Consider the following 25,434-nt stretch of genomic DNA (forward strand, 5'->3'; position numbering starts at 1 on the left):
TTCACCCTGCTCAGATCATAGACGCCGAGAGTCGCGGTGATTATTATGCCGCGCCACGCCTGGGAGAGTGGGCGTGGTAAAACCATTTCACCATACTAATGATGATTTTTTGAGGACTTATGGGCAACACTAAGTTGGCTAATCCGGCTCCGCTGGGCCTGATGGGTTTCGGCATGACCACTATTCTGCTGAACCTGCATAACATCGGCTTATTCCCGATGGACAATGTTATCCTGGCGATGGGCATTTTTTACGGCGGTATCGCGCAAATCTTCGCGGGCCTGCTGGAGTATAAAAAAGGCAACACCTTCGGTTTAACCGCATTCACCTCTTACGGTTCTTTCTGGCTGACTTTGGTCGCCATTCTGGTTATGCCGCAAATGGGCTTTGATGCATCAAACGGCCACTTCCTGGGCGTATACCTGGGTCTGTGGGGCGTGTTCACTCTGTTCATGTTCTTCGGTACGCTGGTTGCTAACCGCGTGCTGCAGTTCGTCTTCCTGAGCCTGACCGTGCTGTTCGCCCTGCTGGCGATTGGCCATCTGGCGGAAAACGAAAGCATCGTTCACGTTGCTGGCTGGGTAGGTCTGGTCTGTGGCGCAAGCGCTATTTACCTGGCAATGGGTGAAGTGCTGAACGAGCAGTTTGGTCGCACCGTTCTGCCGATTGGTGAAAAACACTAATCCCCCTTCGTGCCCGCCTCGCGGGCACGAATCTCCTGCCTTAATTCTTCTGATTGATACCTCGTTCATGCGCTTTATGGGACACTGTGGCTCCCTCTTTTTATCAAGACGCTCGCTATGATGGCTTACGATCCGTCTCGTACTGACTGGCTGCAACGCTGGGCCGCGCTACTCCTCACCGGGATTCTGGCCGGGCTGGGCGGCATGCTGCTCGCCATGCTGCTGCATGAAGTTCAGCACCTCGTTTACGGCTACAGCCAGACCATCCTCATCAGCCCGCAGTCATTTTTAGAGGGCGTGACGGATGCCAGCGCACAGCGACGTTTTCTCGCCCTCACCGCTGCGGGTCTGGTAGCGGGTATCGGCTGGTGGTCGCTTGCGCGCTACGCCAAAAAACGTATCAGCATCGGCGAGGCGATAAAAAACCCCGACACACCAATGCCAGCCGTCACGACGCTCATTAACGCTCTGCTGCAAATTATCACCGTCGCGATGGGTTCGCCGCTTGGCCGCGAAGTCGCACCGCGCGAAGTGGGCGCACTGTTTGCCAGCGGCGTCGCCCGTCGTTTACACCTGAGTTCCGCGGATATCCAGCTGATGATTGCCTGCGGCGCCGGAGCCGGGCTGACGGCGGTCTATAATGTTCCTCTGGCCGGGGCCATATTTACTCTGGAAGTGCTACTGGTCAGCTTCAGTTGGGAGAAAGCCATCGCCGCGCTGGTGACTTCGGCACTGGCGGCGTGGATCGCCACATTAGGTCTTGGTGATGAGCATCAGTACCATTTCACCACCGAAATCGCCGCCACTTCGCTTGTTTTCTGGGGCGCGCTTTCTGGCCCGCTGTTTGGTGCGGCGGCGTTTCTGTTTCGTCGTGTGACGCAGCACGCACGCAGTAGGGTACGCAGTAACTGGCAAATGCCGGTCTTCAGCCTGATCGCCTTTACGGCCCTCGGCGCGTTATCCGTCTGGTTCCCGCAGTTGCCCGGCAATGGCAAAGGCCCGACGCAGCTTGCCCTCAACGGCGCTATTACGCTACAGCTCGCCACCGCGATCCTCGCTCTTAAAGTGGTGGTGATCTGGGCGGTACTGCGCGCCGGTGCTCAGGGTGGGTTACTGACGCCGGGCCTCGCCGTCGGGGGTCTGCTCGGTTCAGTGCTGTTTATCCTGATGGGGCGCTGGTTCCCCGGCACCGATATGGCGAGTTTTGCTCTGACGGGTGCGGCCGGTTTTCTCGCGGCCTCCCTGCAAATGCCACTGACCGCCATCGTGTTGATCATGGAATCCACCCGCATGGACCACAGCTTCCTGGTGCCGGTAGCCCTCTGCGTGACGGGCGCGTACATGACCTGCCGCCGTCTGGACGGTTGATTTTTGCGCACAACAGAAACCGCGGCTAAACAAGTAGCGCTATTCACATCATTTTAATTGATAAGCATTATCATCCCGAATATTGTCACCGGGAGCATCCCGGATATTGGATATCAGGCAGCATCAAGGACAGGAACGTTTCGGGATAAACTACGATTCTGCTTTTGTTGCATAAGGTAAGCCAATGAGTTCCCCTCTTGTCGCCAGCGTGAAGCCTGACGGGTCAGCGGTGGCGTCACAGTACCGAAAAGTCGTGATGCGTCGCTTTATCGTTGCGGGTGTAATCCTGCTCATGATCATCTTCTCGCTGCTGCTCGATTTTACCCTCGGCCCTTCCGGGATTTCCGTCTCAACCCTGTGGCACACGCTGTTTGATGCCGCCTCCGCCGACGCGGGCACACGGGTGATTGTCTGGGATTTACGCCTGCCCTTCGCGCTGATGGCGGTGGTGGTTGGCATGGCGCTGGGGCTCGCGGGCGCAGAGATGCAAACCATCCTGAACAACCCCCTCGCCAGCCCGTTTACGCTGGGTGTCTCTTCCGCCGCCTCTTTTGGCGCGGCGCTGGCAATTATTCTCGGGCTGGGAATCCCCGGTATTCCCGATCAATGGTTTATCTCCGCCAACGCCTTTGTCTTTGCGCTAATGGCCTGCTTCGTGCTCGACGGCATCAGCCGCTGGACGCGCGTCGCCACCTCCGGCGTGGTGCTGTTTGGCATCGCACTGGTCTTCACCTTTAACGCGCTGATCTCCATTCTGCAATTTGTCGCCAGCGAAGATACGCTCCAGGGGCTGGTGTTCTGGACGATGGGCAGCCTGGCCCGCGCGTCCTGGGATAAGCTCGCGATTCTGGTGGGAGTGCTGCTGGTTGTCGTTCCCCTGTCGCTGAAAAATGCCTGGAAGCTCACGGCTCTGCGCCTCGGGGAAGACAGGGCCGTCAGTTTTGGCATTAACGTGCGCAAACTGCGGCTGGCGACGCTCCTGCGCATCAGCATTATTTCGGCGCTGACGGTGGCCTTTGTCGGGCCGGTCGGTTTTATCGGCCTGGTCGCGCCGCATATCTCGCGCATGATGTTTGGCGAAGACCACCGCTTTTATCTGCCGGGGAGTATGCTTATCGGCGCGCTGGTGCTCTCCCTCGCCTCAGTGCTCTCCAAAAATATTGTTCCCGGCGTCATTATTCCGGTCGGCATCGTCACCTCGCTGGTCGGCGTGCCCTTCTTCCTGAGCATTATTATTCGCCATCGGGGGACGCTGTAATGGATGGCTTGATCGTCTCCGACCTGCACACCGGCTATCGCAAAAAGAAAATCATCGACGGGCTGAATACGCCCCTGCTGCCGCGCGGGAAAATTACCGCGCTGCTTGGGCCAAACGGTTCGGGGAAATCGACGCTGTTGCGGGCACTGGCCGATCTGAACCCGGCGCAAGGCACGCTAGAGCTGAACGGCGAAGATCTGATGACATTACCTTCCGCCCAGCGGGCACAGAAGGTGGTCTATCTACCGCAGTCGCTCCCGGCGGGAGTGCATCTGCATGCGCTGGAGTCAGTGATCGTCGCGCGACGCGCCAGCGGTTTTTACGCCGACGGCAATGCTGAACAGGAAGCGTTCGATATCCTGCAAAAACTCGGCGTCGCCCATCTGGCAATGAGCTATCTCGACCAACTCTCCGGCGGGCAGAAACAGCTCATTGGTCTTGCGCAGTCGCTGATCCGCCAGCCCGACCTCCTGCTTTTGGATGAACCCCTGAGCGCCCTCGATCTCAACTACCAGTTTCACGTCATGGATATCGTCGCCCGCGAAACGCGGCTGCGTAACATCGTGACGGTGGTGGTTATCCACGACATCAATATCGCCCTGCGCCACGCCGAATACGCCGTGATGCTCAAAGAGGGTGCCCTTGTCGCCAGCGGAATTCCGGGTGAAGTGGTCACCCCCGCAAATCTGGCAACGGTCTACGGAGTGAGGGGCCGGGTGGAATATTGTTCGCAAGGACTGCCGCACGTGGTGGTCGATGGTTTAACCGCATAACAAGCATCATGAGACGGGGAAGTAAGACGATGAAGAAGATGATATTCGCCGCGGTACTGCTGCTCTCGCCGCTGCTGGCGATGGCCCAGAACTGGCCGGTGACCGTAAAAGACAGGGATAATCGCACGGTCACCATTCTGAAGGAGCCGCAGCGCATTATTTTGCAGGATGGCCGCGATATCCTGACGCTGGCGATGCTCGAGCGGGACGATCCCTTCGCCAAAGTCGTGGCGTGGAACAACCTGCCGAAGAAACAGGACACTGAAACCTGGAACGTGCTGAAGCGTAAATGGCCGGAAGCCGAGAAGATCCTTGATATGCAATTCTCGGATCAGGGGAACGTCGATCTGGAGACGGTGATTTCGCGCCATCCGGATCTGATGATCGCCCAGTTGCGCGCGAAACCTTCGCTGACGCAAAGCGGCGTGCTGACTCAGCTGGAAGCCCTGCACATTCCGGTGGTTTTCGTCGATTACGAACTGCATCCGGTGGAGAACACGCTGCCGAGTATTGATCTGTTAGGCAAAGTGTTAGGTCAGACGGAGCGCGCGCAGACCTACATCGATTTCTACCAGCAGCGTCTGGATCGGATTCATCAGCGCCTGGCTACAGCAGAGAAAAAGCCGCTGGTGTTTATCGAACCGATCGCCGGAGTGGCTGGCCTGGATAACGGCTGTTGCTTTACCCACGCGCACAACGGCTGGGGCGGGCTGGTAGAAGCCGCAGGCGGCGTGAACATTGGCTCGCAGCTGCTGCCGGGCGCAACCGGGAATATCTCGGTGGAGAAAATTATCTCCCTGAACCCGGATTACTACCTGATGACCGGTTCAAAACGCTCGGGGAAAGGAACGGCGATTATCCCGTTTGGCTACAACGTGCCAGAAAGCGATGTCGCCGCCGCGTTTAAGGCGCTGGTGTCGCGCCAGGGCGTGAGCAGCATTCCGGCCGTCGCGGAGGGCCGAACCGGCGCGCTGTACCATCACTTCTACAATAATCCGTACAACATCATCGCCATTGAAGCGTTGAGTAAACGATTCTACCCAACGCTGTTCAATGATGTTGATCCGCTGGCGGATTATCACGAGCTGATCAAAAGCTTCACCCACATTCCGGATGACAACATCATCCTGAGTTTTACCCCTCGTTAGTCTGCGCGTGCGCCATCAGCTGATGGCGCTCACCGCGAAGCCAGATCCCAAGCCCCATTCCCATCAACGCCAGCGCCAGCACGTACCAGGCAGGTGCCATCGGCGACACCCCCATCAGCAGCGTGACGGCAATCGGCGTCAGGCCGCCGAAAATGGCGTACGAGACGTTGTACGAGAACGAAATCCCCGTGAAACGCACTTCTGCCGGGAAGGCGCGAACCATCACATAAGGCACCGCACCAACCACGCCGACGCACAGCCCCACGATGCCGTAGAGCAGGAACAGCTGTTCCGGATGTGCACCCGCCAGATGATAGAACGCCCAGCTCGACCCGGCGAGCAGCAGGCTGCCGACGATGAACGTCCGGCTGGCGCCAAAGCGGTCAGCCGCCAGACCGGCAATCAGACAGCCAAAGCAGAGCATGATGGTTGCAATGCTGTTGGCCTGCAGCGTCACCGCCGGGGCAAAGCCGTACTGTTTTTGCAGCCAGACCGGCGACATCAAAATCACCACCACAATCCCGGCAGACAGCAGCCAGGTGAGCAGCATGGAAATCACCACCGCTTTCTGATGGCGCACCACAACTGATTTCACCGGCAGTTCCTGCGCCAGCGCTTTACGCTGCTGCATTTCGAGGAAAATTGGCGTCTCCTGCAACCAGCGGCGCAGGTACATCGCCACCAGGCCAAACGCGCCGCCCAGCAGGAACGGAATACGCCAGCCCCACTCATGTACGGCCTGGGTGGTCATGCTGGTGTTGATCAGGGTCGCCACCACCGAGCCGAGCAGAATCCCGACCGTCAGCCCGGCAGTTAAGGTTCCGCAGGCAATCCCGATGCGCCGCGCCGGAACGTGTTCAGCGACAAACACCCACGCCCCCGGCACTTCCCCGCCAATTGCCGCCCCCTGCAAAATGCGCATCAATAGCAGCAGCACCGGCGCCACGATGCCCATTGAGGCATAGGTCGGCAACAGACCGATGGCCAGCGTCGGCACCGCCATCAGCAAAATGCTGAGGGTAAACATCTTTTTACGCCCGACCAGATCGCCAAAGTGGGCCATTATGATGCCGCCCAGCGGGCGCGCAAGATAGCCTGCGGCAAAAATGCCGAAGGTCTGTACCTGGCGCAGCCATTCCGGGATATCCGCCGGGAAGAAGAGTTCGCCCACGACGGCGGCAAAGAAGACGAAGATGATGAAATCGTAAAACTCCAGCGCGCCGCCGAGGGCCGCGAGCGTGAGCGTTTTGTAGTCCTGACGATTCAGAGGCCGGGTGTAATGTGACATAGCAAACCTTTACTGGCAGTGTTGATTTAATTTTACAGTAATCGTAAAGAAAAAATGACTATACCGTAAATGTATCACCACGCCATTGAGGCTGTAGCTTATGTCACAAACACACTAATTTCAGGAGATTGTTTCGCGTCGCGCGCTTTTAGGACGAAAAGCTGCTACCACTTGCGGATCGGTCTCAATGTAGGGGCCGTCCAGTAACTGTATACAATACGGTACACTGGCGAAAATCCCGGCCACCGCCACTTTCCCGTCTTCGGCTTTCACACCTTCAAGCGTCTCTTTGATCGACTTCGGCTGGCCCGGCAGATTGAGAATCAATGCCTGTTTGCGGATCACCCCTACCTGGCGCGAAAGAATCGCCGTTGGCACAAAGTGCAGGCTGATCTGGCGCATCTGTTCACCGAAACCTGGCATCTCGCGATCGGCCACCGCCAGGGTCGCATCCGGCGTCACATCACGGCGCGCAGGCCCGGTACCGCCGGTGGTCAGCACCAGATGGCAGCTCATTTCGTCCACCAGCTCGCACAGGGTTTGCTCGATGATCGGCTGTTCATCCGGGATTAAGCGGGTTTGCACATCAAATGGGGTGGTCAGTGCGGCAGCCAGCCACTCTTCTAACGCCGGGATGCCTTTATCGGCATAAACGCCGCTGGAGGCGCGGTCAGAAATCGACACTAAGCCGATGCGTAAGGTATTCATATCCATTCCCTTCATAACAATACTGATTAAGGGGAATGATACACGCAGAGGGGAAAATCAGACAGGGGACGAAAGAAGTAACGTGGCCGGGAGAGGCTCCCGGCCATGAAAAATGATTACAGCAGATCGCCGATCATTTTTTCCAGTTTTTCCTGGTCAACAGCAAACTTACGGATACCGTCCGCCAGTTTGTCTACTGCCATTGGGTCCTGGTTGTGCTGCCACAGGAACTCTGACTCGGTGATACGCTCTGGACGCGCTTTCACTTCGCCGGTGTAGCTCAGTTTACGCTCCAGTACGCCTTCGCTCTCTGCCAGCTCTTTCAGCAGCGCAGGGGCGATGGTCAGACGGTCGCAACCAGCCAGCTCGATGATTTCGCCGACGTTACGGAAGCTTGCGCCCATCACGACAGTCTCATAACCGTGCTGTTTGTAGTATTCGTAGATTTCAGTGACGGAAACCACGCCTGGATCTTCAGATGCTGCGTACTCTTTCTTGTCGGTGTTGGCTTTGTACCAGTCCAGAATACGGCCCACGAACGGAGAAATCAGATACACGCCCGCTTCTGCACAAGCACGTGCCTGAGCGAAGGAGAAGAGCAGAGTCAGGTTACAGTTGATACCTTCTTTTTCCAGCTGCTCTGCAGCGCGGATGCCCTGCCAGGTAGACGCCAGTTTAATCAGGATACGATCGTTGCTGATGCCCGCATCGTTATACAGTTTGATCAGGTGTTTGGCTTTCGCGATAGACGCTTCGGTGTCGTAGGACAGACGCGCGTCAACTTCGGTAGAGATACGACCCGGAACCAGTTTCAGGATTTCCAGACCGATGTTCACAGCCAGTTTGTCAGTTGCATCCACAACCTGCTGCGCACGATCGTTGCTCTGGCCTTTCGCCCAGGTGACAGCTTCGTCGATCAGTTTGCGGTACTCAGGGATCTGCGCGGCGTTAAGAATCAGAGAAGGGTTAGTTGTGGCATCCTGCGGCTGGTACAACTTCATTGCCGCGATATCTCCGGTGTCAGCTACGACAGTGGTGAACTGACGAAGGGAGGTCAATTTATCCGTCATGATAGTGTTTCTCTTTTAACGTGCCCTGGATAATTCACGCTACCGACAGCCTGCCAGCAGCGGAAAAATGACAGGTTTACTTGTTAGGGGGATGTAACCGGTCTGCCATGATGATAACACGACGGAATGACAGCGCAACCGCAGACAGTGCGCTTACGGATAGTATGGTAAACTCTGAATATTAACAGCGTGCTAATTAACAGCAGGCTTACTCAACAATCTAACCTTACCCTAAAACATTCGCGTTGCAGACAGGCGGCAGGCGAGCGAATCCCCGGAAGCGATACGTCCGTCACTGGGGTGAACGAGCACAGCCAGCGCACCTGCGGCCCGAAGCAGGAGGGGTAAGAAGGTGGCATCAACAAGAGGGACGTTAATGCCGGACTATTTCTCGTTTATCAATGAAGTCCTGTGGGGCTCAGTAATGATTTATCTGTTACTGGGGGCCGGGATTTGGTTTACCGTTCGCAGCGGTTTTATTCAGTTTCGCTACATTCGCCAGTTTGGCAAAAGTCTTAAAAACAGCGTCAGCCCCCAGCCCGGCGGATTAACGTCCTTCCAGGCGCTCTGCACCAGTCTTGCGGCACGCGTCGGCAGCGGGAATCTCGCCGGTGTGGCACTCGCCATCAGCGCGGGCGGCCCTGGCGCCGTGTTCTGGATGTGGGTCACAGCCATTATCGGAATGGCGACCTCCTTTGCAGAGTGCTCGCTGGCGCAGCTCTACAAAGAGCGGGACAAGCACGGTCAGTTTCGCGGCGGCCCGGCCTGGTACATGGCCCGAGGCTTGGGCATGCGCTGGATGGGCGTTCTGTTTTCCCTTTTCCTTCTCGTCGCCTACGGTCTTATTTTTAACACCGTTCAGGCCAACTCCGTGGCACATGCTGTGCGCTATGCCTTCGACTTCCCGGAATGGATAACGGGTGTCGTCCTGGCGGTACTGACGCTGCTGGTGATCGTGACCGGCATCAAAGGCGTCGCGCGCCTGATGCAGTGGCTGGTTCCGGCCATGGCCCTGCTGTGGGTGATCGCAAGCCTGGTGGTCACCGCCGCGCATCTCGAACAGGTTCCAGGGGTGATCGCCACCATTTTCAAAGCCGCGTTTGGCTGGCGAGAAGCCGCCGCTGGCGCACTGGGATACACCCTCAGCCAGGCGCTGACCGCAGGTTTCCAGCGCGGTATGTTCTCTAACGAAGCCGGTATGGGTTCGACGCCAAATGCGGCCGCGGCGGCAGCGTCATGGCCCCCTCACCCGGCGGCTCAAGGGATCGTGCAGATGATCGGTGTGTTTACTGACACCATTATCATCTGTTCAGCCAGCGCGATGATTGTGCTGCTGGCGGGGCCGGTGACTCATTCCGCGGATGCCGTCGGAATTCAGATCATCCAGCAGGCGCTGGTGAACCTCTCAGGCAGTTGGGGTGCCGGATTTGTCTCGCTGATTGTGATTCTCTTCAGCTTCAGTTCCATCGTCGCCAACTATATTTATGCCGAAAATAACCTGATATTCCTGCGCATCGATTCACGCAACACCCTGTGGTGTCTGCGCGTCGCGCTCGTCGGTATGGTGTTGACAGGTTCGGTGATGAGCCTGCCGCTGGTCTGGCAGCTGGCGGATGTGATTATGGCGCTGATGGCAATCACGAATCTGACGGCCATTCTGCTGCTGTCGCCGGTGGTGACGCTGATTGCCAGTGATTATCTACGCCAGCGGAAACTGGGCGTGAGGCCGGTGTTTGACGCCACCCGCTATCCTGAAATCGAATCACAAATTGCCCCGGGCAGCTGGGATGATTTGCCACGGCAATAACAGTCATCGATCAAATCAGGCCGTTTTTTTGCTAAAGTCGCACTAAATTTCCTGCAAGGACTGGATATGCTGATTCTGATTTCACCTGCAAAAACGCTCGATTACCAGAGCCCGCTCGCCACCGAGCGCTATACCCAGCCCGAACTGCTGGATCATTCCCAGCAGCTGATCCGCGAGGCGCGCAAACTTTCCGCCCCGCAGATTGGCAAGCTGATGAGCATCAGCGACAAACTCGCCGATCTCAACGCCACCCGCTTCCACGACTGGCAGCCGGACTTTACGCCGAAAAACGCCCGCCAGGCGATCCTCGCCTTTAAAGGTGATGTGTATACCGGCTTGCAAGCGGAAACGTTCAGCGAAGCCGATTTCGATTTTGCCCAGCAGCACCTGCGTATGCTCTCGGGTCTTTACGGCGTGCTGCGCCCACTGGATCTGATGCAGCCGTACCGCCTGGAGATGGGCATTCGTCTGGAAAACGCCAAAGGCAAAGATCTGTACCACTTCTGGGGCGATATCATCACCGAGAAGCTAAACGACGCGCTGAACGCTCAGGGCGATAACATCGTGATCAACCTGGCATCTGACGAATACTACAAATCCGTGAAGCCGAAAAAGCTAAACGCCGAGATCATCAAGCCGGTATTTTTGGATGAGAAGAACGGTAAGTTCAAAGTGATCAGCTTCTACGCCAAGAAAGCGCGCGGGCTGATGAGCCGCTACATCATCGAAAACCGCCTGACGAAGCCAGAACAGCTGACTCACTTTAACAGCGAAGGGTATTTCTTTGACGGCGAAGCGTCAGGGAAAGGCGAACTGGTGTTTAAGCGTCACGAGCAGTAATGCCCCGTGGCGCTACGCTTCCCGGAGCGACTCGTCGCTCTGCTAAGCGCAGCGCCATCAGGCAGTGTTAATGATGTTTCCAGTCCGGCCCCTTGCCGTGGTTATCATGCTTATCGCCATGACGATTATCGTGAGGCTCGCGATGCTCGTCATGCGGATGCCAGCGGTTGTCGCGCCATTCGTAATGCGATTTCCACCAGTCATGGTCGCGCCAGCGGCCGCCATCCCAGTAGTGTCCGCTTTTATCCTGATCGCCAATCTGTAATTTAACCGCCGGGATCAGCGTGATCTCTCCGGCCTGTACCACTGCGGGAGCGACCAGCATCAGCGAAAGTGCGAGCATTGCAGGTTTCAGTTTAGACATAGGTGACTCCTTCATATTCTTGCCCAACGTGGGCCGATGTAAGGAGATTACGTGAGGAAAGTCGGGGATGTTATTCTCTGCAATCCTAATCTCTAAGTGAGCGCATTTAATGGGAATTTCTGCTTTTTCCCTGCATTTTTTCTCCTTATTTTCTCCATAAAAAAACCGGGCGAACCCGGTTTAGCTGGCTATGTGCGTTCTGTTAGCCGGTTAGGCGAAGCCGCCACCCGGCATAACCCTCACCCGCGCGTCATCATCAGCTGACGCAGTGCCGCAAAATCTGCTGGCAGAGTGTGGGAGAGCAGCGGCAGATCGGCGCGATCGGCCAGCTCTTTCGGCAACGGCAGCGATTCACCCAGGATCTCATCCACGCTCTCTTTGAACTTCGCCGGGTGCGCCGTTCCGAGGAACAGGCCGTACTCGCCCGGATTAAGCTGGTCGCGCAGCGCACGATAGGCAATCGCCGCGTGAGGCTCGGAGGTATACCCCACCGCTTTCAGCTCACGCATCGTCGCTTTGGTGGTGTCATCACTCACCGCCGCATAGCCGAGATCGCCCAGACGCCAGATCTTACGGCGGAACAGCTCTTCCACGCGCGGCCAGTTGTTCGGCTGGCTCACGTCCATCGCGTTAGAGAGCGTCGCCTGCGTCGCGTTTGGCGTCCACTTGCCATCCTTCAGGAAGCGTGGAACGGTGTCATTGGCGTTGGTCGCCGCGATAAAACGCTTCACCGGCAGGCCCAGAGATTTGGCCAGCAGCCCGGCGGTCAGATCGCCAAAGTTGCCGCTTGGGACAGAAATCACCAGCTGATTGCGGGCTTCCTGCGGCAGTTGCGCCACCGCCTCGAAGTAGTAGCAAATCTGCGCCAGCAGACGGCTGATGTTGATTGAGTTCGCCGAGTTCAGCCCCAGCGCCACTTTCAGCTCTTCGTCGTCGAAGGCCTGCTTCACCAGCGCCTGACAGGCATCGAAATCGCCGTCGATGGCGACGGTTTCAATGTTACCGCCGAGGGTACAGAACAGTTTTTCCTGTAGCGGGCTGATTTTGCCCTGCGGATAGAGGATCACCACGCGCACGTTTTTCAGGCCGTAAAACGCGTGAGCCACCGCTGCACCGGTATCACCAGACGTCGCCGTCAGAATGGTGACCGGTTTGTCGCCGCTGATGTGCGTCAGCATCTGCGCCATAAAGCGCCCGCCGAAATCTTTAAACGCCAGCGTCGGGCCGTGGAACAGCTCCAGACAGCCGATGTCCGGCTCAACGGATTTCACCGGCGCCGGGAAGGCAAACGCAGTGCGCACGCGCGCTTCCAGCAATTCGTGAGGAATTTCATCGCCAATAAAAGCAGAGAGGATTTTCGCGCTGCGGCTGACGAAATCCTGCTTCAGCATTTCATCGACTTCCGTCAGGCTAAACTCCGGCAAATCATGCGGAAAAAACAGCCCCTGATTTTTGCCCAGCCCCTGAGTCACCGCCTGCGCGAAGCTCACCTGCTCGTTATGATCTTTAAGATTGTAGAGTTTCATCGTTTATCCCAGTACTCGTGCGCCTGCCGTGTCCAGACGGCAAATATGAACAAAGCCTTCCTGATTTTGCAGGTAATTTTTCGCCAGCCAGTCTGCCACGCGCTGCGCGGTGTCCGGCTTATCGCAAAGGGCGAACAGCGTTGGGCCTGAGCCCGAAATACCGCACGCCTGCGCGCCGATATCCAGTGACGCCTCACGCGCTTCATTGAAGCCCGGCAGCAGTTTGGTGCGGTACGGCTCGGCAATCACATCTTTCATCAGCTTCGCGGCGAGCGCAGGCTGACGGGTATAGCAGGCGTGAATAAAGCCTGCCAGATGACGACCGTGCGCGATACAGTCCTGACGACGATACTGCGCGGGTAGAATCGCACGCGCTTCGGCGGTCGAAACTTTAATCCCCGGATAGGCCAGCACCCAGAGCCACTCATCAAAGCCTGGCACCTGCTGGCTGATAATGCCGTTCTCTTCGATCATCAGCTGCATCCCGCCAAGGAAACACGGCGCGACGTTATCATAGTGAATGCTGCCAGAGATGCGCCCTTCCAGTTCGCCCATCAGTGAGAGTAAGCGAGTGTTGTTAAGCGGTTTGCCGCAGTGTTCGTTCATCGCCACCAGCGCGGCGACGACAGAACAGGCGCTGGAACCCAGCCCGGAGCCAATCGGCATACTTTTTTCAAGGGTCATGGCGACCGGCACGTTTTTACCGATCTCCTGACAAAAGCGTTCCCAGCACTGGTAGACAATATTCTCGCGCGGTTCTGGCGGCAGCTTGTTGGCGAAGCGGCCAATATTGTTGAGGCTGAAACTATCCGCCGCTTCGACGGTGACGGTATCACCCAGCAGCGAACCGTCGAGGGGCGTTACCGCCGCACCCAGCACATCAAATCCGACGCTCATATTAGCGCTGGAAGCCGGGGCATAAACTTTGACCATGTTAAACTCCTAACTTCCATGACAGGGTACGCAGCAGATCGGCAAACACGCCCGCCGCCGTCACATCATTCCCTGCGCCATAACCGCGAAGTACCAACGGTAATGGCTGATAATAGTGGCTGTAAAACGCCAGGGCGTTTTCGCCGTTTTTCACTTTAAAGAGCGGATCGTTCCCGTCCACTTCAGCAATCTTCACGCGGCACACGCCGTCGTCTTCGATGTTGCCAACATAGCGCAATACTTTGCCTTCATCACGGGCTTTTGCGATACGTGCCGCAAAGTCGTCATCCAGTTGCCCTAAGCGATCCATAAAAGTAGCGACATCGCCGCTGTCATCAAAACTTGCAGGCAGCACCGGCTCAATGACGATGTCCGATAGCTCCAGCTCACGGCCAGTTTCACGGGCAAGGATCAGCAGCTTACGCGCGACATCCATGCCCGAGAGATCGTCACGCGGGTCTGGCTCGGTATAGCCCAGCTCACGCGCTTCACGGGTGGCTTCCGAGAGGCTCATCCCTTCATCCAGCTTGCCGAAAATAAACGACAGGGAACCGGAGAGAATGCCGGAGAAGCGCTGCAATTCATCACCCGCGTTCAGCAAGTTTTGCAGGTTCTCAATGACCGGCAGCCCCGCGCCGACGTTGGTGTCGTAGAGGAACTTACGGCGAGACTTGCTGGCCGCGGTGCGCAGCTGATGGTAGTAATCCATCGACGAGGTATTGGCCTTTTTGTTCGGCGTCACCACGTGGAAACCTTCGCGCAGGAAGTCAGCATACTGATCGGCGACGGCCTGGTTTGAGGTACAGTCCACAATCACCGGATTAAGCAGGTGATACTCTTTCACCAGACGAATCAGGCGGCCAAGATTAAACGGCTCTTTCGCCTGCGCCAGTTCGTCCTGCCAGCTTTCCAGATTCAGCCCGTGGACGTTGGTCAGCAGCGCTCGGGAGTTCGCCACGCCGCAAACGCGCAGATCGATATGTTTGTTCTTCAGCCAGCCCTGCTGACGCTTCACCTGCTCCAGCAGTGCGCCGCCCACACCGCCGACGCCAATGACGAACACTTCGATCACCTGATCGGTGTTGAACAGCATCTGGTGCGTGACACGGACACCGGTGGTCGCGTCATCATTGCTCACCACCACCGAAATCGAGCGCTCGGAAGAGCCCTGGGCAATGGCCACGATGTTGATGTTGGCGCGTGCCAGCGCGGCAAAGAATTTTGCGGAGATCCCGCGCAGGGTGCGCATTCCGTCGCCGACGACCGAGATAATCGCCAGGCGTTCCTGGATCGACAGCGGTTCCAGCAGCTCTTCTTTCAGCTCCAGATAAAACTCATCTTCCAGCGCACGACGCGCACGGCCACAATCCGCCTGCGGCACGCAGAAGCTGATGCTGTATTCAGAAGAGGACTGCGTGATGAGCACAACGGAGATACCGTTGCGTGACATCGCGGCAAACACACGTGCGGCCATGCCGACCATGCCTTTCATCCCTGGACCGGAGACGCTGAACATCGCCATGTTATTGAGGTTAGAGATGCCTTTGACCGGCAAATCGTCTTCATCATGGCTCGCGCCAATCAGCGTGCCTGGCGCCTGCGGGTTACCGGTATTTTTGATGAGGCAAGGGATCTGGAACTGAGCAATCGGGGAGATGGTGCGTGGATGGAGGACTTTTGCGCCGAAATACGACAGCTCCATCGCTTCCTGATACGACATCGATTTCAGCAGCCTTGCGTCCGGCACCTGGCGCGGATCGCAGGTATAGACGCCGTCAACGTCAGTCCAGATTTCGCAGCAATCGGCGCGCAAACAAGCAGCCAGCACGGCGGCAGAGTAGTCGGAGCCGTTACGGCCCAGCACCACGAGTTCGCCCTTCTCGTTACCGGCAGTGAAGCCCGCCATCAGGATCATATGGTCAGCCGGGATTTTACTGGCGGCGATGCGACGGGTAGATTCGGCGATATCGACGGTGGATTCGAGGTAATGGCCCACCGCCAGCAGTTTTTCGACCGGGTCGATCACCGTAACATGGTGCCCACGCGCTTCCAGCAGGCCCGCCATGATGGCAATTGAGAGTTTTTCACCGCGGCAAATCAGCGCCGCGTTGATGCCATCCGGGCATTGTCCCAGCAGGCTGATGCCGTGCAGGACATGTTTGATCTGTGCGAACTCTTGTTCCACTAAGGCTTTCAGCCGGGCGAGCGGGAAGCCTGGCTGGATATCTGCCAGCCCCTGAAGCAGCTCGGTAAAAATGCGCTCGGCATCGCTGATGTTCGGGAGAGCATCCTGGCCACCGATGGTTTTTTCAATCATCGCCACCAGGTGGTTAGTAATTTTCGCCGGGGCAGAGAGCACGGTTGCCACCTGCCCCTGCCTGGCGTTGCTTTCCAGGATATCGGCAACGCGCAGAAAACGTTCTGCGTTTGCCACTGATGTACCGCCGAACTTCAAGACTCGCATGGTTTACCTCGTGATCTTTGGTCGAAAAAAAAGCCCGCACTGTTCAGGTGCGGGCTTTTTTCTGTTTTTCCTGTTACGCGTCAGCCCGCATCGTTACCTGTGGTAATGATGATGGTTGTTGTAATGGTGGTGGTGCTAACGCGATTCATGGATGTTGTGTGCTCTGTGTTGTTTTCTGTCTGTCCTGTATTCTTTTAGGGTTAAAGTATCCGACACCTTAAGTCAATGAATTTTTAATTTGATCACAATTTGTAACCCTTTCACGACCCGCTGCTTGCGGTTTTATTTTTATCCGGATACGACCAGTTGCAACCCTTATCGACAGACAGTTAAGCCATAAGAAAAACAAATGTCAGGTTTTTATTCTGCCAATTTTTTTTCGATATCGTGCAGCAATCGGTGCAACATTGCCGTGTCGCGCTGCTCAAGCAACCCTAGTCGCTGATGAAGCCAGTCCACCATTTTCTGATCGTCCGCCACGCCAAGCTGGGTTAAGAGCGAGTGCGTTCGCGCGCGCAACGCCCGCAGCTGGTTTTCATCCCCGCCGTTCACGTCGGGCGCGGGAATTTGCATTAAAGATGCTAATTGATAGCAATAGACCATCACCGCCTGGCCGAGATTGAGTGACGGATAATCTGCCACCATCGGCACACCGGTCAGCACGTCTGCCAGCTCCAGCTCTTCGTTGGTCAGGCCCGAATCTTCGCGGCCAAAAACCAGTGCCGCTTTGGTTAGCCACGCGCTTTTTTCCTCCAGCAGCGGCACCAGTTCGGTTGGCGTCGCGTAATAATGATACTTCGCCCGGCTGCGGGCGGTGGTCGCGACGGTGAAAGAAATGTCATGCAGCGCGTCGGCGAGTGTCGCGTAAGTGGTTATGTTATCGAGGATTTCACCCGATCCGTGTGCCACCCAACGGGCGGCTGGCTCGAGGTGCGCCTCGCTGTCTACGATGCGCAAATCGGTGAATCCCATGGTCTTCATTGCTCGGGCGGCAGCGCCAATATTTTCTGCTCTTGCTGGCGAAACCAGCACTATCGATAAGTGCATTTTTGCTCTCTTTTTAATCAGTTAGCCGGTAAAAGTGTGACGCAGCTCAACATATTACGCAGCGCGAATTTACAAAATTGCAACACAAATCACCGAAATAGCGTTTCACCATGCATTAAAAGCGCTAAACTGTTCCGTAACGGAACTAGTGATTCAAATGTTAACAGACATTAGTTATCCGTATGTTTAATAATGATAATACTCGTATTGATTGGTTTTTCGAATTGGATTCGCGTTGTTTATTAATCAATATCTGCAACTAGTTGGTTTATTGAAAAATTGTGACAAAGGCTAGCAATCAGATACGATGATTTCATCAAACTGTTAACGTGCTACAATTGAACTTGATATATGTCAACGAAGCGTAGTTTTATTGGGTGTCCGGTGTCACTTAGCCTGTTATGTTGCTGTTAAAATGGTTAGGATGACAGCCGTTTTTGACACTGTCGGGTCCTGAGGGAAAGTGCCCACGACCAAGCTAATGATGTTGTTGACGTTGATGGAAAGTGCATCAAGAACGCAATTACGTACTTTAGTCACGTTAGGCCGATCATGTTAATTTGCGACATGTATCAGGCAGGTCAGGGACTTTTGTACTTCCTGTTTCGATTTAGTTGGCAATTTAGGTAGCAAACATGCAGACCCCGCACATTCTTATCGTTGAAGACGAGTTGGTAACACGCAACACGTTAAAGAGCATTTTCGAAGCAGAAGGCTACGATGTCTTTGAAGCGACCGATGGCGCAGAGATGCATCAGATCCTTTCTGAAAATGATATCAACCTGGTCATCATGGATATCAACCTGCCCGGGAAAAACGGCCTTCTTCTGGCACGCGAGCTGCGTGAACAGGCGAACGTGGCGTTAATGTTCCTGACAGGCCGTGATAACGAAGTTGATAAAATTCTTGGCCTGGAAATCGGCGCTGATGACTACATCACCAAGCCGTTTAATCCTCGCGAGTTAACCATTCGTGCACGCAACCTGCTGTCCCGCACCATGAATCTGGGTACGGTGAGTGAAGAGCGTCGTAGCGTAGACAGCTACAAATTCAACGGCTGGGAACTTGATATCAACAGCCGTTCGCTGGTTAGCCCGAACGGTGAACAGTACAAACTGCCGCGCAGTGAATTCCGCGCCATGCTGCACTTCTGCGAAAACCCGGGCAAAATTCAGTCCCGTGCAGAGCTGCTGAAGAAGATGACGGGCCGCGAGCTGAAGCCGCACGACCGTACTGTTGACGTGACGATCCGTCGCATTCGTAAACACTTCGAGTCTACGCCGGATACGCCAGAAATCATCGCCACTATCCATGGCGAAGGCTATCGTTTCTGCGGCGACTTGCAGGAATAATCCCGCTTTCAATGCAGTAAAAACGGCGCTTAACGCGCCGTTTTTTTATTTCCAGATCCGTAACGAATCCGGGTTCTCTTCACTTTTCGGCATACTGCGTTTCACCTGTGTGAGCGAGTACCAGTCAAAGTGCCGCGTCAGATACATCACCGCAAACAGCGCTAACGCCAACACGCCCGACCCCAGCAACAGCGCGCTGTCTTCCGAACGCAGCAGGAACCACATCACACCGTCCAGGCCTAACAGCGCCACGACAAACACAGCGCTTCGCTTCCAGCCCTTCAGCACCGCCTGCAGATATACCCCGTTCATCAGCGCCCCGACCAGGCTTGCGATAATCCAGGCAGGGGTAAAGCCCACATGTTCTGACAACGCCAGCAGTACCAAGTAGAACAGCACCAGCGACAGCCCCACCAGCAGATACTGCATCGGGTGCAGACGAAGGTGAGAGAGCGTTTCGTAGACAAAGAAAGCCATAAACGTCAGCGCAATCAACAGAATGGCATATTTAATGGCGCGGTCTGTTAACTGATACTGATCGGCAGGCGTCGCCACCGTCACGCTAAAGGCTGGAACGTCACGAAACGAAGGCGTTTCACTCGCGCTGAACACGCTTTCAAGATTGTTCGCAAACCAGCTGCTTTGCCAGTGGGCCTGAAATCCCGAGGCGCTGATTTCGCGCTTCGACGGTAAGTAATCCCCCATAAAACCAGGGTGCGGCCAGTTGCTGCGCAGTGTCAGCTCGCTGTTACGCCCGACCGGCACGACGGAGAAACTGCCCGTCCCGTTGAGATTCAGCGCCATCTCCAGTTCGATATTTTTTGCATTGAGCGTTTCCCACGTCAGCGGAATGTGAATCCCCGCCTGCTCCCCCAGGATGCCGGAACCCGGCTCTACGGTCATGGTTTCGCCGTTCACTTTCGACACGTTCACCGCGCCGATCCCACGCGCATCACCGACGCCGACGGCCACAAACGGCTGGCCCAGCGTGATGGTTTCCCCTTTAAGCTGGTCCAGCTTATCCGTATTAAATTGCGCTTTCAGTTTCAGATCAGTGCTCCAGATCTGCCCATCGTAGATGCCGATGCTTCGGGATTCGACCTGCTGATTGCCATCAATCACCAGCGATTCCGGCAGCAAAAAGTGCAGGAAACTGCGCTTGTGCTCAACCTGAACCTTATCTTCAATCGTGTAATAAATTTCCGTTACCGGAATCGCGATTAACGGACCGGTGAGCTGCTGCGGCCCGCTGGTGCTTTGGCGCAGCGTATCTTCAACGTCATCGCGATAGCTGGCACGCTCCGAAATCAGGTTGCTTACCATAAACAGCGGAACTAACAGCAGCAGGATGCACCCCATCAGGGTGCTAACTTTCCAGAACAGGGGGGATTTTTTCATTGCCTTCTCCTTAGTGATGGAGAGAGCGTAACGTGGCTATGTGCGCGGAATTTGAAGTTATGTGAAGGGACGGTGAAGTGCCAAAATAGCCTCAACGCCGCCTGCTTCGCGATTGCGAAGTTGAATATCGCCGTGATGCAGACGCGCAACCTCCTGCACAAACGCCAGCCCAAGGCCGCTGCTCTTCAGGCCCGTTTCGCGCGGAAGTGAGTAAAAGCGCTCAAAAATGCGGGCCAGGGCGTAGTCCGGAATACCGCTGCCGCTGTCGGTCACTTTCAGCAGGGTCTGCTTCTGCACCGCTTCAGCGGTGAGCGTGATACTCCCGCCGTGCGGCGTAAAGTCGATGGCGTTATCCAGCAGGTTGCCCAGCGCCTGCTCCAGCAAATCCGCATCGCCCTCGACCGTCGGCACGTCGACCTGGCAACTCAGGTGGATATCTTTTGCCGCCAGCAGCGTTGAGCGTGCGTCGCTGATGCGCGTGAACAGCGCAGTAATATTGACGGTGCCTGGGATAATCTCCACGCGGTTTTCCAGTTTCGCCTGCTCCAGCAACTTTTCGACCAGCGACTGCATCCGCGCGTTCTGCACCAGAATATTGTCGATAAACCGCGCGGCCACAGGCGCTGGCGGCTGCTCTGACAAGATCTCCGCCGCGCCGCGAATCGCCGCCAGCGGGCTTTTCAGCTCATGGGTCAGGGCGTGAACGTAATGCTCAATGTAATTTTTGCCTTCGAGACGGATACGCATGTTTTCCAGCGCCTGCGCCAGCTTGCGCAGCTCACTGCTGCCCGGATCGGGCAACGGCAGCGGCGTGTCGTGGGTCACAGAATCCGCGTAGCGCGACAGGGAACTGATGGAACGGTTGATCCACCACGCCACAATCAGCCCTATCAGCAGGGCAATCCCCAGCAGCGCGCCGCCCGCCCAGAGAATGCGCCGCTCGCTGCGGTGGATCACCGGTGCCATAGCGCTGTTCGGTTTCCCCACCGACAGCACGCCGATGACTTTTCCCCGATCAACAATGGGTGCCGCCACGTACATCACGGTGCTCTCAGGGTCGTTGGGATCGTCCTGGGTACTGCGCGCGCCGTACTGCCCGCGCAGGGTGCGCCAGACATCATTCCAGCGCGAAAAATCCTCGCCCAGCCCTTTTCCGGTGGAATCAAACACCACTTTGCCCTGCGCGTCGGTCATGTAGACGTGATATTCGTTGCGCACTTTGTAGATGCCGCCAATATTGGCGCGAAACGGGCGTTGATGCAGCTGCGAGAAAGCCTGCGCAACTCTGCCGTTTTGGGGATCATTCGCCAGCAGATCGTCGCGCCCCACTTCCGCCAACAGCGTGGCGGTATCAATCAGTGTCCCTTCGGTGGCCCTGCGCACGCCGGGTTTCACCTCCTGCACAAAGATCGACAGCACAAACCAGGCGGCGATTGCGACAATCAGGAAATAGCCCAGCAGCAGCCGCATGCCGATGCGCATTACGACAGCCCCAGGCTGTAGCCCATGCCACGATGGGTGCTGATGGGCGAAAGGTCCGCATTCACGGCGCGCAGTTTGGCGCGCAGGGTTTTGATATGGGTATCCACGGTGCGATCGAAGCTGTCGCCATCCTCGCCCCAGACTTTGTCCATCAGCTGCTGGCGGGAAAACACCCGGCCAGGCGCGTGGAGCAAGGTTTTAAGCAGCAAAAATTCGTAGCGCGTTAAAAGTAATGCTTCGCCGCACCAGCTGATCTGCGCGGCGGGTTCGTTGAGTTCAAACTGCCCGATGCGCAGGATCTCCGAAGGCAACGCCGATTTCTGCATGCGTCGCAAAATGGTCCGCACCCGGGCGCACACTTCGCGCGGCGAGAAGGGTTTGGCGACGTAATCATCGGCCCCCATTTCGAGGCCCAGCAGTTTATCCACCTCATCGCTGCGGGCCGTGAGGAACAGCACCGGCAGCGATGGATGTTGCGCCAGCAGCTGACGACACAGCTCGAAACCGCTGATATCCGGCAGACCCACATCCAGAATCGCGAGCGCAGGCGCCTGACGCCGCGCCTCTTCGAGCGCAGGTAGCCCGCGTTCGAAGGACTTCACCGCGAAGCCTTCCTGCGAAAGCATGTAGATTAGCGTCTCGGCGATGCTGATTTCGTCTTCCACCAGCCAAATCAACGGTTGCTGCATCGGGTGCCCCTGAGTTAGCGCCACGGCATGATCGGCACGGCGCTCAGTGCGTTTTTCGGCGATCCCTCAACCACTTTATCGGAGTACGCGAGGTATGCCAGCGTGTTCCGTTTTGCATCATAGAAACGCACGACCTGCAGTTTTTTGAACACAAGCGAAGTGCGTTTCTGGAACACCACATCGCCCTGCGCTTTGCCGTTTTTGATTTTGTCGCTCAGCTCCACCGGCCCTACCTGCTGGCAAGAGATCGCCGCATCGGCCGTATCTTCAGCCAGCCCCAGCCCCCCTTTGATCCCGCCCGTTTTCGCGCGGCTGATATAGCAGGTGACGTTCTTCACATCGGGATCGTCAAAGGCTTCGACCACGATTTTATGGTCCGGGCCAAAGATTTTAAACACGGTATCGACGGAACCAACTTCTTCGGCCAGCGCGTTACGACCCACTAACAGCATCAGAGCGGTGAAGATCAATGTCTTGTATTTCATATTGTTACCATTCTTTAAAATTGCATTGAGCGATTATTCAACAAACAGGATAAAAATGTAGCAAGATCACAGGATTAGCAATTTGATGCCCATAATGTGCGGCAAAAAGCATTAATGCGCAAAAAAAACACTGAATGCTAAAACATCAAAAAATGCTATTATCCGCTACCCTGTTATCAGGCACCTGCTGTTTTAAGGATGAGGATAGTATATGGATCAGGCTGGAATTATTCGCGATCTGCTTACCTGGCTAGAAGGTCATCTGGACCAGCCTTTGTCACTGGATAATGTGGCGGCAAAAGCAGGTTATTCCAAGTGGCATTTGCAAAGGATGTTCAAGGATGTCACCGGTCATGCTATCGGTGCCTATATTCGTGCACGTCGTCTCTCAAAATCGGCGGTGGCCTTGCGCCTGACAGCGCGTCCGATTCTGGATATTGCACTGCAATACCGTTTTGACTCGCAGCAGACCTTTACCCGCGCCTTCAAAAAACAGTTCTCGCTGACGCCTGCGCTCTATCGTCGTTCACCCGACTGGAGTTCGTTTGGCATGCGCCCGCCGCTGCGTCTGGGCGAATTTGCGATGCCAAAATATGAATTCGTCACCCTACCAGAGACGCACCTGATTGGCACGACGCAAAGCTACTCCTGTTCGCTGGAACAGATTTCTGAATTCCGTCATCAGATGCGCACCCAGTTCTGGCGCGATTTCCTGAGCCACGCCCCGGCGATCCCGCCGTTGCTGTATGGCCTGAACGAAACGCACCCAAGCCAGGAAAAGGACGACGAGCAGGAGGTGTTCTACACCACCGCGCTCACGCCTGAGATGGCCAACGGCTATATTCAGGGCTCGAAGCCGGTCGTGCTGGAAGGCGGTGAATACGTGATGTTCAACTATGAAGGGCTGGGAACGGGCGTTCAGGAGTTTATCCTGACCGTTTACGGTACCTGCATGCCGATGCTGAATCTGAACCGCCGTAAAGGTCAGGACATTGAGCGCTACTATCCGGCCAGCGATGCTAAACCGGATGAAGGCCCAATCAATCTGCGTATGGAATTCTTAATTCCGATTCGCCGCTAACGCTGCAGTTCATCCAGCGCAGGGGCGTCCAGATGCGAGATGTCCCCTGCCATTTCCACCACCCAACCAGACGCCAGCCACGGGCTTTCCTGATAGTCGATACGGGAAATAGAGCAGTTGCGCAGACGTAAACGGCGCTCGGCATAGGCCGGCAGTCCAAGAATGGTGCTCACCAGGCAGCCCAGGGCGATACCGTGGCTCACCAGCAGCGGTCGGCTACCTGCCGGTAGCTTGAGGCAATCTGCCAGTGCCGCCTGAACGCGCACACTCAGCTCCTGCATGGACTCCCCCTCAGGAATACGGCCATCTTCGGTGCCGTTGACCAGCGTACGACGCCAGCCCTCTTCCTGCTCCGTCAGAGAATCCACATGACGTTTTTCCAGCACGCCCATGTCGAGCTCGCGCAGGCGAGGATCGAGGATAATGTCGCACCCGCAGGCCTCAGCGATAATGCGCGCCGTTTGCTGCGTGCGCCCTAAATCGCTGGCGATAATGTGCGTGATGCCCAGGGTTCTGGCGCGCTCCGCAACCTGCCATGCTTGTTGTTCACCTTTGGCGGTGAGAGGACTGTCTGACTGGCCTTGAATACGTCGCTCGGCGTTCCACTGCGTTTCACCGTGGCGAACAAGGTAAACCTGTAACATGTTTTTTTCCGTTATACTGCGATGAGTTTTTTTCGAATCGAGCTTAATTATGCACCATGTTGTCTCTGCTACCACTAATCCTGCCAAAATTCAGGCAATTCTAAGGGCATTTGAAGAGATCTTCGGCGAAGGATCCTGCCATATCGACGCCGTCGGCGTCGAGAGCGGCGTCCCTGAACAACCTTTCGGAAGCGAGGAAACGCGCGCTGGCGCACGAAATCGCGTCGTGAATGCGAAAGCTCTGCGCCCGCAGGCCGATTTTTGGGTCGCGATTGAAGCGGGAATTGACGAAGGGGCAACCTTTAGCTGGGTGGTGATTGAGAGCCGCGAGCAGCGCGGAGAATCCCGTTCAGCGACGTTGCCGTTACCGGCTACCATTCTGGAAAAAGTGCGGGCGGGAGAAGCGCTCGGACCAGTGATGTCGCACTACACCGGCATCGACGAGATTGGCCGCAAAGAGGGTGCCATCGGCGTGTTTACCGCCGGGACGCTGACGCGTTCGAGCGTTTACCATCAGGCAGTGGTGCTGGCGTTAAGCCCGTTTCATAACGCGGTTTACCGTTGAAACACCACGATGAGAGCTGATCTTTTGCAGGTCTGATAAGCGCAACGCCATCAGGCCTGCAATTGCTCTCTTTCCAGATGGCACCTCAGGCATTTTTCAGCAGCACTTCCTCAAGCCACTGGCGCAGCTCAACCGGGGCTGATTTCAGGCTGTTCGAACCACGGGTAATCGTAGCAATCCCCGCCCCCAGCTCATTCTTCAGCTCACGTTGGCTCATCTCCCCCCGCAGCAGCTCTTCAATAATGCGCACGCGCGTCCCTAGCGCTTCGCGCTCGTCGGGCGTCAGGATCAGCTGCATCAGAGGCAGGTGCAGATCTTTCTCGTAGGACTGGCGAAGCAGCTCCACAAAACGAAGCCACTCCTGGTTGCGCTGTTCGGCCATCGCCGATGAATAAGGGGAATGCTGGGTCATGTTATGCCGCCGTTTGTACTCTTAGACGAGTACAAGCATAACACAACCC

26 protein-coding genes and 1 other annotated feature are annotated in these 25,434 nt (G+C 56.2%); of the genes, 10 read left to right on the forward strand and 16 right to left on the reverse strand.

Features of this window, described 5'->3' with window-relative positions:
• The first annotated feature begins 119 nt into the window (after positions 1 to 119).
• The 5 genes from satP to DAI21_RS01085 all read left to right on the forward strand — a co-directional run bounded on the left by satP (position 120) and on the right by DAI21_RS01085 (position 5,230).
• Positions 120 to 683, forward strand: coding sequence for an acetate uptake transporter (gene satP, locus DAI21_RS01065; protein WP_100777698.1), 564 nt, complete (start codon positions 120 to 122; stop codon positions 681 to 683).
• Between the two features lie 117 nt (positions 684 to 800).
• Positions 801 to 2,051, forward strand: coding sequence for a chloride channel protein (locus DAI21_RS01070; RefSeq protein ID WP_107702286.1), 1,251 nt, complete (start codon positions 801 to 803; stop codon positions 2,049 to 2,051).
• Positions 2,052 to 2,307: 256 nt separating this feature from the next.
• Complete coding sequence (locus DAI21_RS01075) at positions 2,308 to 3,309, forward strand: FecCD family ABC transporter permease (RefSeq protein WP_370447046.1); 1,002 nt, start codon at positions 2,308 to 2,310, stop codon at positions 3,307 to 3,309.
• Positions 3,309 to 4,082: an ABC transporter ATP-binding protein gene (locus DAI21_RS01080; protein ID WP_107702288.1), complete on the forward strand. Its 774-nt coding sequence runs from the start codon at positions 3,309 to 3,311 to the stop codon at positions 4,080 to 4,082. The genes DAI21_RS01075 and DAI21_RS01080 overlap by 1 nt, the downstream gene beginning before the upstream one ends.
• Before the next feature lie 29 nt (positions 4,083 to 4,111).
• Complete coding sequence (locus tag DAI21_RS01085; protein ID WP_107702289.1) at positions 4,112 to 5,230, forward strand: ABC transporter substrate-binding protein; 1,119 nt, start codon at positions 4,112 to 4,114, stop codon at positions 5,228 to 5,230.
• Here the strand turns inward: DAI21_RS01085 and DAI21_RS01090 are convergent.
• From DAI21_RS01090 to tal, 3 genes are all read right to left on the reverse strand, one after another.
• Complete coding sequence (locus DAI21_RS01090) at positions 5,217 to 6,518, reverse strand: MFS transporter (protein ID WP_107702290.1); 1,302 nt, start codon at positions 6,516 to 6,518, stop codon at positions 5,217 to 5,219. The genes DAI21_RS01085 and DAI21_RS01090 overlap by 14 nt on opposite strands.
• A gap of 120 nt (positions 6,519 to 6,638) precedes the next feature.
• Positions 6,639 to 7,226: a molybdopterin adenylyltransferase gene (gene mog, locus DAI21_RS01095; protein ID WP_107702291.1), complete on the reverse strand. Its 588-nt coding sequence runs from the start codon at positions 7,224 to 7,226 to the stop codon at positions 6,639 to 6,641.
• Between the two features lie 116 nt (positions 7,227 to 7,342).
• Positions 7,343 to 8,296, reverse strand: a complete 954-nt coding sequence (gene tal, locus DAI21_RS01100) for a transaldolase (RefSeq protein ID WP_107702292.1) — start codon at positions 8,294 to 8,296, stop codon at positions 7,343 to 7,345.
• Between the two features lie 376 nt (positions 8,297 to 8,672).
• Here tal and DAI21_RS01105 point away from each other — a divergent pair, with 376 nt between their 5' ends.
• Entirely contained in the window at positions 8,673 to 10,103 is a 1,431-nt protein-coding gene (locus DAI21_RS01105) for a sodium:alanine symporter family protein (RefSeq protein WP_107702293.1), read from the forward strand.
• Between the two features lie 66 nt (positions 10,104 to 10,169).
• Complete coding sequence (gene yaaA / locus DAI21_RS01110) at positions 10,170 to 10,943, forward strand: peroxide stress protein YaaA (protein WP_102104560.1); 774 nt, start codon at positions 10,170 to 10,172, stop codon at positions 10,941 to 10,943.
• Positions 10,944 to 11,010: 67 nt separating this feature from the next.
• On the opposite strand, the gene DAI21_RS01115 is transcribed toward yaaA, so the two are convergent.
• From DAI21_RS01115 to yjjY, 7 genes are all read right to left on the reverse strand, one after another.
• Complete coding sequence (locus DAI21_RS01115) at positions 11,011 to 11,307, reverse strand: DUF2502 domain-containing protein (RefSeq protein WP_100777708.1); 297 nt, start codon at positions 11,305 to 11,307, stop codon at positions 11,011 to 11,013.
• Between the two features lie 239 nt (positions 11,308 to 11,546).
• A complete protein-coding gene (thrC, locus tag DAI21_RS01120; protein WP_107702294.1) occupies positions 11,547 to 12,833 on the reverse strand; it encodes a threonine synthase in 1,287 nt (428 codons plus the stop codon).
• Positions 12,834 to 12,836: 3 nt separating this feature from the next.
• Positions 12,837 to 13,766: a homoserine kinase gene (thrB, locus tag DAI21_RS01125; RefSeq protein ID WP_100777710.1), complete on the reverse strand. Its 930-nt coding sequence runs from the start codon at positions 13,764 to 13,766 to the stop codon at positions 12,837 to 12,839.
• Position 13,767: 1 nt separating this feature from the next.
• Complete coding sequence (gene thrA / locus DAI21_RS01130; RefSeq protein ID WP_107702295.1) at positions 13,768 to 16,230, reverse strand: bifunctional aspartate kinase/homoserine dehydrogenase I; 2,463 nt, start codon at positions 16,228 to 16,230, stop codon at positions 13,768 to 13,770.
• Positions 16,231 to 16,253: 23 nt separating this feature from the next.
• Positions 16,254 to 16,372, reverse strand: a sequence feature (Thr leader region).
• Positions 16,311 to 16,379: a thr operon leader peptide gene (gene thrL / locus DAI21_RS01135; protein WP_107704209.1), complete on the reverse strand. Its 69-nt coding sequence runs from the start codon at positions 16,377 to 16,379 to the stop codon at positions 16,311 to 16,313. Its footprint overlaps the feature before it by 62 nt.
• Positions 16,380 to 16,590: 211 nt before the next feature.
• On the reverse strand, positions 16,591 to 17,277 hold the full coding sequence (locus DAI21_RS01140; RefSeq protein WP_107702296.1) for a tRNA/rRNA methyltransferase: 687 nt from the start codon (positions 17,275 to 17,277) through the stop codon (positions 16,591 to 16,593).
• Positions 17,278 to 17,676: 399 nt separating this feature from the next.
• Positions 17,677 to 17,817 (reverse strand): protein YjjY, encoded by a 141-nt coding sequence (gene yjjY, locus DAI21_RS01145; RefSeq protein ID WP_001303782.1) that lies wholly within the window; start codon positions 17,815 to 17,817, stop codon positions 17,677 to 17,679.
• A 95-nt stretch (positions 17,818 to 17,912) separates the two neighbouring features.
• Here yjjY and arcA point away from each other — a divergent pair, with 95 nt between their 5' ends.
• On the forward strand, positions 17,913 to 18,629 hold the full coding sequence (gene arcA, locus DAI21_RS01150; protein WP_006174002.1) for a two-component system response regulator ArcA: 717 nt from the start codon (positions 17,913 to 17,915) through the stop codon (positions 18,627 to 18,629).
• Between the two features lie 45 nt (positions 18,630 to 18,674).
• Here arcA and creD read toward each other — a convergent pair whose 3' ends face one another.
• The 4 genes from creD to creA are packed head-to-tail and all read right to left on the reverse strand — an operon-like array spanning position 18,675 to position 22,683.
• Positions 18,675 to 20,027: a cell envelope integrity protein CreD gene (gene creD, locus DAI21_RS01155; protein WP_107702297.1), complete on the reverse strand. Its 1,353-nt coding sequence runs from the start codon at positions 20,025 to 20,027 to the stop codon at positions 18,675 to 18,677.
• Positions 20,028 to 20,084: 57 nt separating this feature from the next.
• Positions 20,085 to 21,509 carry a two-component system sensor histidine kinase CreC gene (creC, locus tag DAI21_RS01160; protein ID WP_107702298.1) on the reverse strand — a complete coding sequence of 475 codons (1,425 nt, stop codon included), beginning with the start codon at positions 21,507 to 21,509 and terminating at the stop codon, positions 20,085 to 20,087.
• Complete coding sequence (gene creB, locus DAI21_RS01165) at positions 21,509 to 22,198, reverse strand: two-component system response regulator CreB (protein WP_100777715.1); 690 nt, start codon at positions 22,196 to 22,198, stop codon at positions 21,509 to 21,511. The genes creC and creB overlap by 1 nt, the downstream gene beginning before the upstream one ends.
• A 14-nt stretch (positions 22,199 to 22,212) precedes the next feature.
• Positions 22,213 to 22,683, reverse strand: coding sequence for a protein CreA (gene creA / locus DAI21_RS01170; RefSeq protein ID WP_100777716.1), 471 nt, complete (start codon positions 22,681 to 22,683; stop codon positions 22,213 to 22,215).
• A gap of 211 nt (positions 22,684 to 22,894) precedes the next feature.
• Between creA and robA the strand changes: the two genes are divergently transcribed.
• Positions 22,895 to 23,764, forward strand: a complete 870-nt coding sequence (gene robA / locus DAI21_RS01175) for an MDR efflux pump AcrAB transcriptional activator RobA (RefSeq protein ID WP_100777717.1) — start codon at positions 22,895 to 22,897, stop codon at positions 23,762 to 23,764.
• On the opposite strand, the gene gpmB is transcribed toward robA, so the two are convergent.
• Entirely contained in the window at positions 23,761 to 24,408 is a 648-nt protein-coding gene (gpmB, locus tag DAI21_RS01180; protein WP_100777718.1) for a 2,3-diphosphoglycerate-dependent phosphoglycerate mutase GpmB, read from the reverse strand. The two genes, robA and gpmB, sit on opposite strands and share 4 nt — an antisense overlap.
• A 49-nt stretch (positions 24,409 to 24,457) precedes the next feature.
• Between gpmB and yjjX the strand changes: the two genes are divergently transcribed.
• Positions 24,458 to 24,973, forward strand: coding sequence for an inosine/xanthosine triphosphatase (gene yjjX / locus DAI21_RS01185; protein WP_100777719.1), 516 nt, complete (start codon positions 24,458 to 24,460; stop codon positions 24,971 to 24,973).
• A gap of 85 nt (positions 24,974 to 25,058) precedes the next feature.
• On the opposite strand, the gene trpR is transcribed toward yjjX, so the two are convergent.
• Positions 25,059 to 25,385: a trp operon repressor gene (gene trpR / locus DAI21_RS01190; protein WP_100777720.1), complete on the reverse strand. Its 327-nt coding sequence runs from the start codon at positions 25,383 to 25,385 to the stop codon at positions 25,059 to 25,061.
• Positions 25,386 to 25,434 lie beyond the last annotated feature (49 nt).

This window comes from Lelliottia sp. WB101, assembly GCF_003051885.1.
GTDB classification, from domain to species: Bacteria; Pseudomonadota; Gammaproteobacteria; order Enterobacterales; family Enterobacteriaceae; genus Enterobacter; species Enterobacter nimipressuralis.

What these genes read in the sequence shown, in the direction of transcription:
- satP (WP_100777698.1), top strand. Translation starts at nt 120, where the DNA reads ATGGGCAACACTAAGTTGGCTAATCCGGCTCCGCTGGGCCTGATGGGT.
- DAI21_RS01070 (WP_107702286.1), top strand. Translation starts at nt 801, where the DNA reads ATGATGGCTTACGATCCGTCTCGTACTGACTGGCTGCAACGCTGGGCC.
- DAI21_RS01075 (WP_370447046.1), top strand. Translation starts at nt 2,308, where the DNA reads ATGCGTCGCTTTATCGTTGCGGGTGTAATCCTGCTCATGATCATCTTC.
- DAI21_RS01080 (WP_107702288.1), top strand. Translation starts at nt 3,309, where the DNA reads ATGGATGGCTTGATCGTCTCCGACCTGCACACCGGCTATCGCAAAAAG.
- DAI21_RS01085 (WP_107702289.1), top strand. Translation starts at nt 4,112, where the DNA reads ATGAAGAAGATGATATTCGCCGCGGTACTGCTGCTCTCGCCGCTGCTG.
- DAI21_RS01090 (WP_107702290.1), bottom strand. Translation starts at nt 6,518, where the DNA reads ATGTCACATTACACCCGGCCTCTGAATCGTCAGGACTACAAAACGCTC.
- mog (WP_107702291.1), bottom strand. Translation starts at nt 7,226, where the DNA reads ATGAATACCTTACGCATCGGCTTAGTGTCGATTTCTGACCGCGCCTCC.
- tal (WP_107702292.1), bottom strand. Translation starts at nt 8,296, where the DNA reads ATGACGGATAAATTGACCTCCCTTCGTCAGTTCACCACTGTCGTAGCT.
- DAI21_RS01105 (WP_107702293.1), top strand. Translation starts at nt 8,673, where the DNA reads ATGCCGGACTATTTCTCGTTTATCAATGAAGTCCTGTGGGGCTCAGTA.
- yaaA (WP_102104560.1), top strand. Translation starts at nt 10,170, where the DNA reads ATGCTGATTCTGATTTCACCTGCAAAAACGCTCGATTACCAGAGCCCG.
- DAI21_RS01115 (WP_100777708.1), bottom strand. Translation starts at nt 11,307, where the DNA reads ATGTCTAAACTGAAACCTGCAATGCTCGCACTTTCGCTGATGCTGGTC.
- thrC (WP_107702294.1), bottom strand. Translation starts at nt 12,833, where the DNA reads ATGAAACTCTACAATCTTAAAGATCATAACGAGCAGGTGAGCTTCGCG.
- thrB (WP_100777710.1), bottom strand. Translation starts at nt 13,766, where the DNA reads ATGGTCAAAGTTTATGCCCCGGCTTCCAGCGCTAATATGAGCGTCGGA.
- thrA (WP_107702295.1), bottom strand. Translation starts at nt 16,230, where the DNA reads ATGCGAGTCTTGAAGTTCGGCGGTACATCAGTGGCAAACGCAGAACGT.
- DAI21_RS01140 (WP_107702296.1), bottom strand. Translation starts at nt 17,277, where the DNA reads ATGCACTTATCGATAGTGCTGGTTTCGCCAGCAAGAGCAGAAAATATT.
- arcA (WP_006174002.1), top strand. Translation starts at nt 17,913, where the DNA reads ATGCAGACCCCGCACATTCTTATCGTTGAAGACGAGTTGGTAACACGC.
- creD (WP_107702297.1), bottom strand. Translation starts at nt 20,027, where the DNA reads ATGAAAAAATCCCCCCTGTTCTGGAAAGTTAGCACCCTGATGGGGTGC.
- creC (WP_107702298.1), bottom strand. Translation starts at nt 21,509, where the DNA reads ATGCGCATCGGCATGCGGCTGCTGCTGGGCTATTTCCTGATTGTCGCA.
- creB (WP_100777715.1), bottom strand. Translation starts at nt 22,198, where the DNA reads ATGCAGCAACCGTTGATTTGGCTGGTGGAAGACGAAATCAGCATCGCC.
- creA (WP_100777716.1), bottom strand. Translation starts at nt 22,683, where the DNA reads ATGAAATACAAGACATTGATCTTCACCGCTCTGATGCTGTTAGTGGGT.
- robA (WP_100777717.1), top strand. Translation starts at nt 22,895, where the DNA reads ATGGATCAGGCTGGAATTATTCGCGATCTGCTTACCTGGCTAGAAGGT.
- gpmB (WP_100777718.1), bottom strand. Translation starts at nt 24,408, where the DNA reads ATGTTACAGGTTTACCTTGTTCGCCACGGTGAAACGCAGTGGAACGCC.
- yjjX (WP_100777719.1), top strand. Translation starts at nt 24,458, where the DNA reads ATGCACCATGTTGTCTCTGCTACCACTAATCCTGCCAAAATTCAGGCA.
- trpR (WP_100777720.1), bottom strand. Translation starts at nt 25,385, where the DNA reads ATGACCCAGCATTCCCCTTATTCATCGGCGATGGCCGAACAGCGCAAC.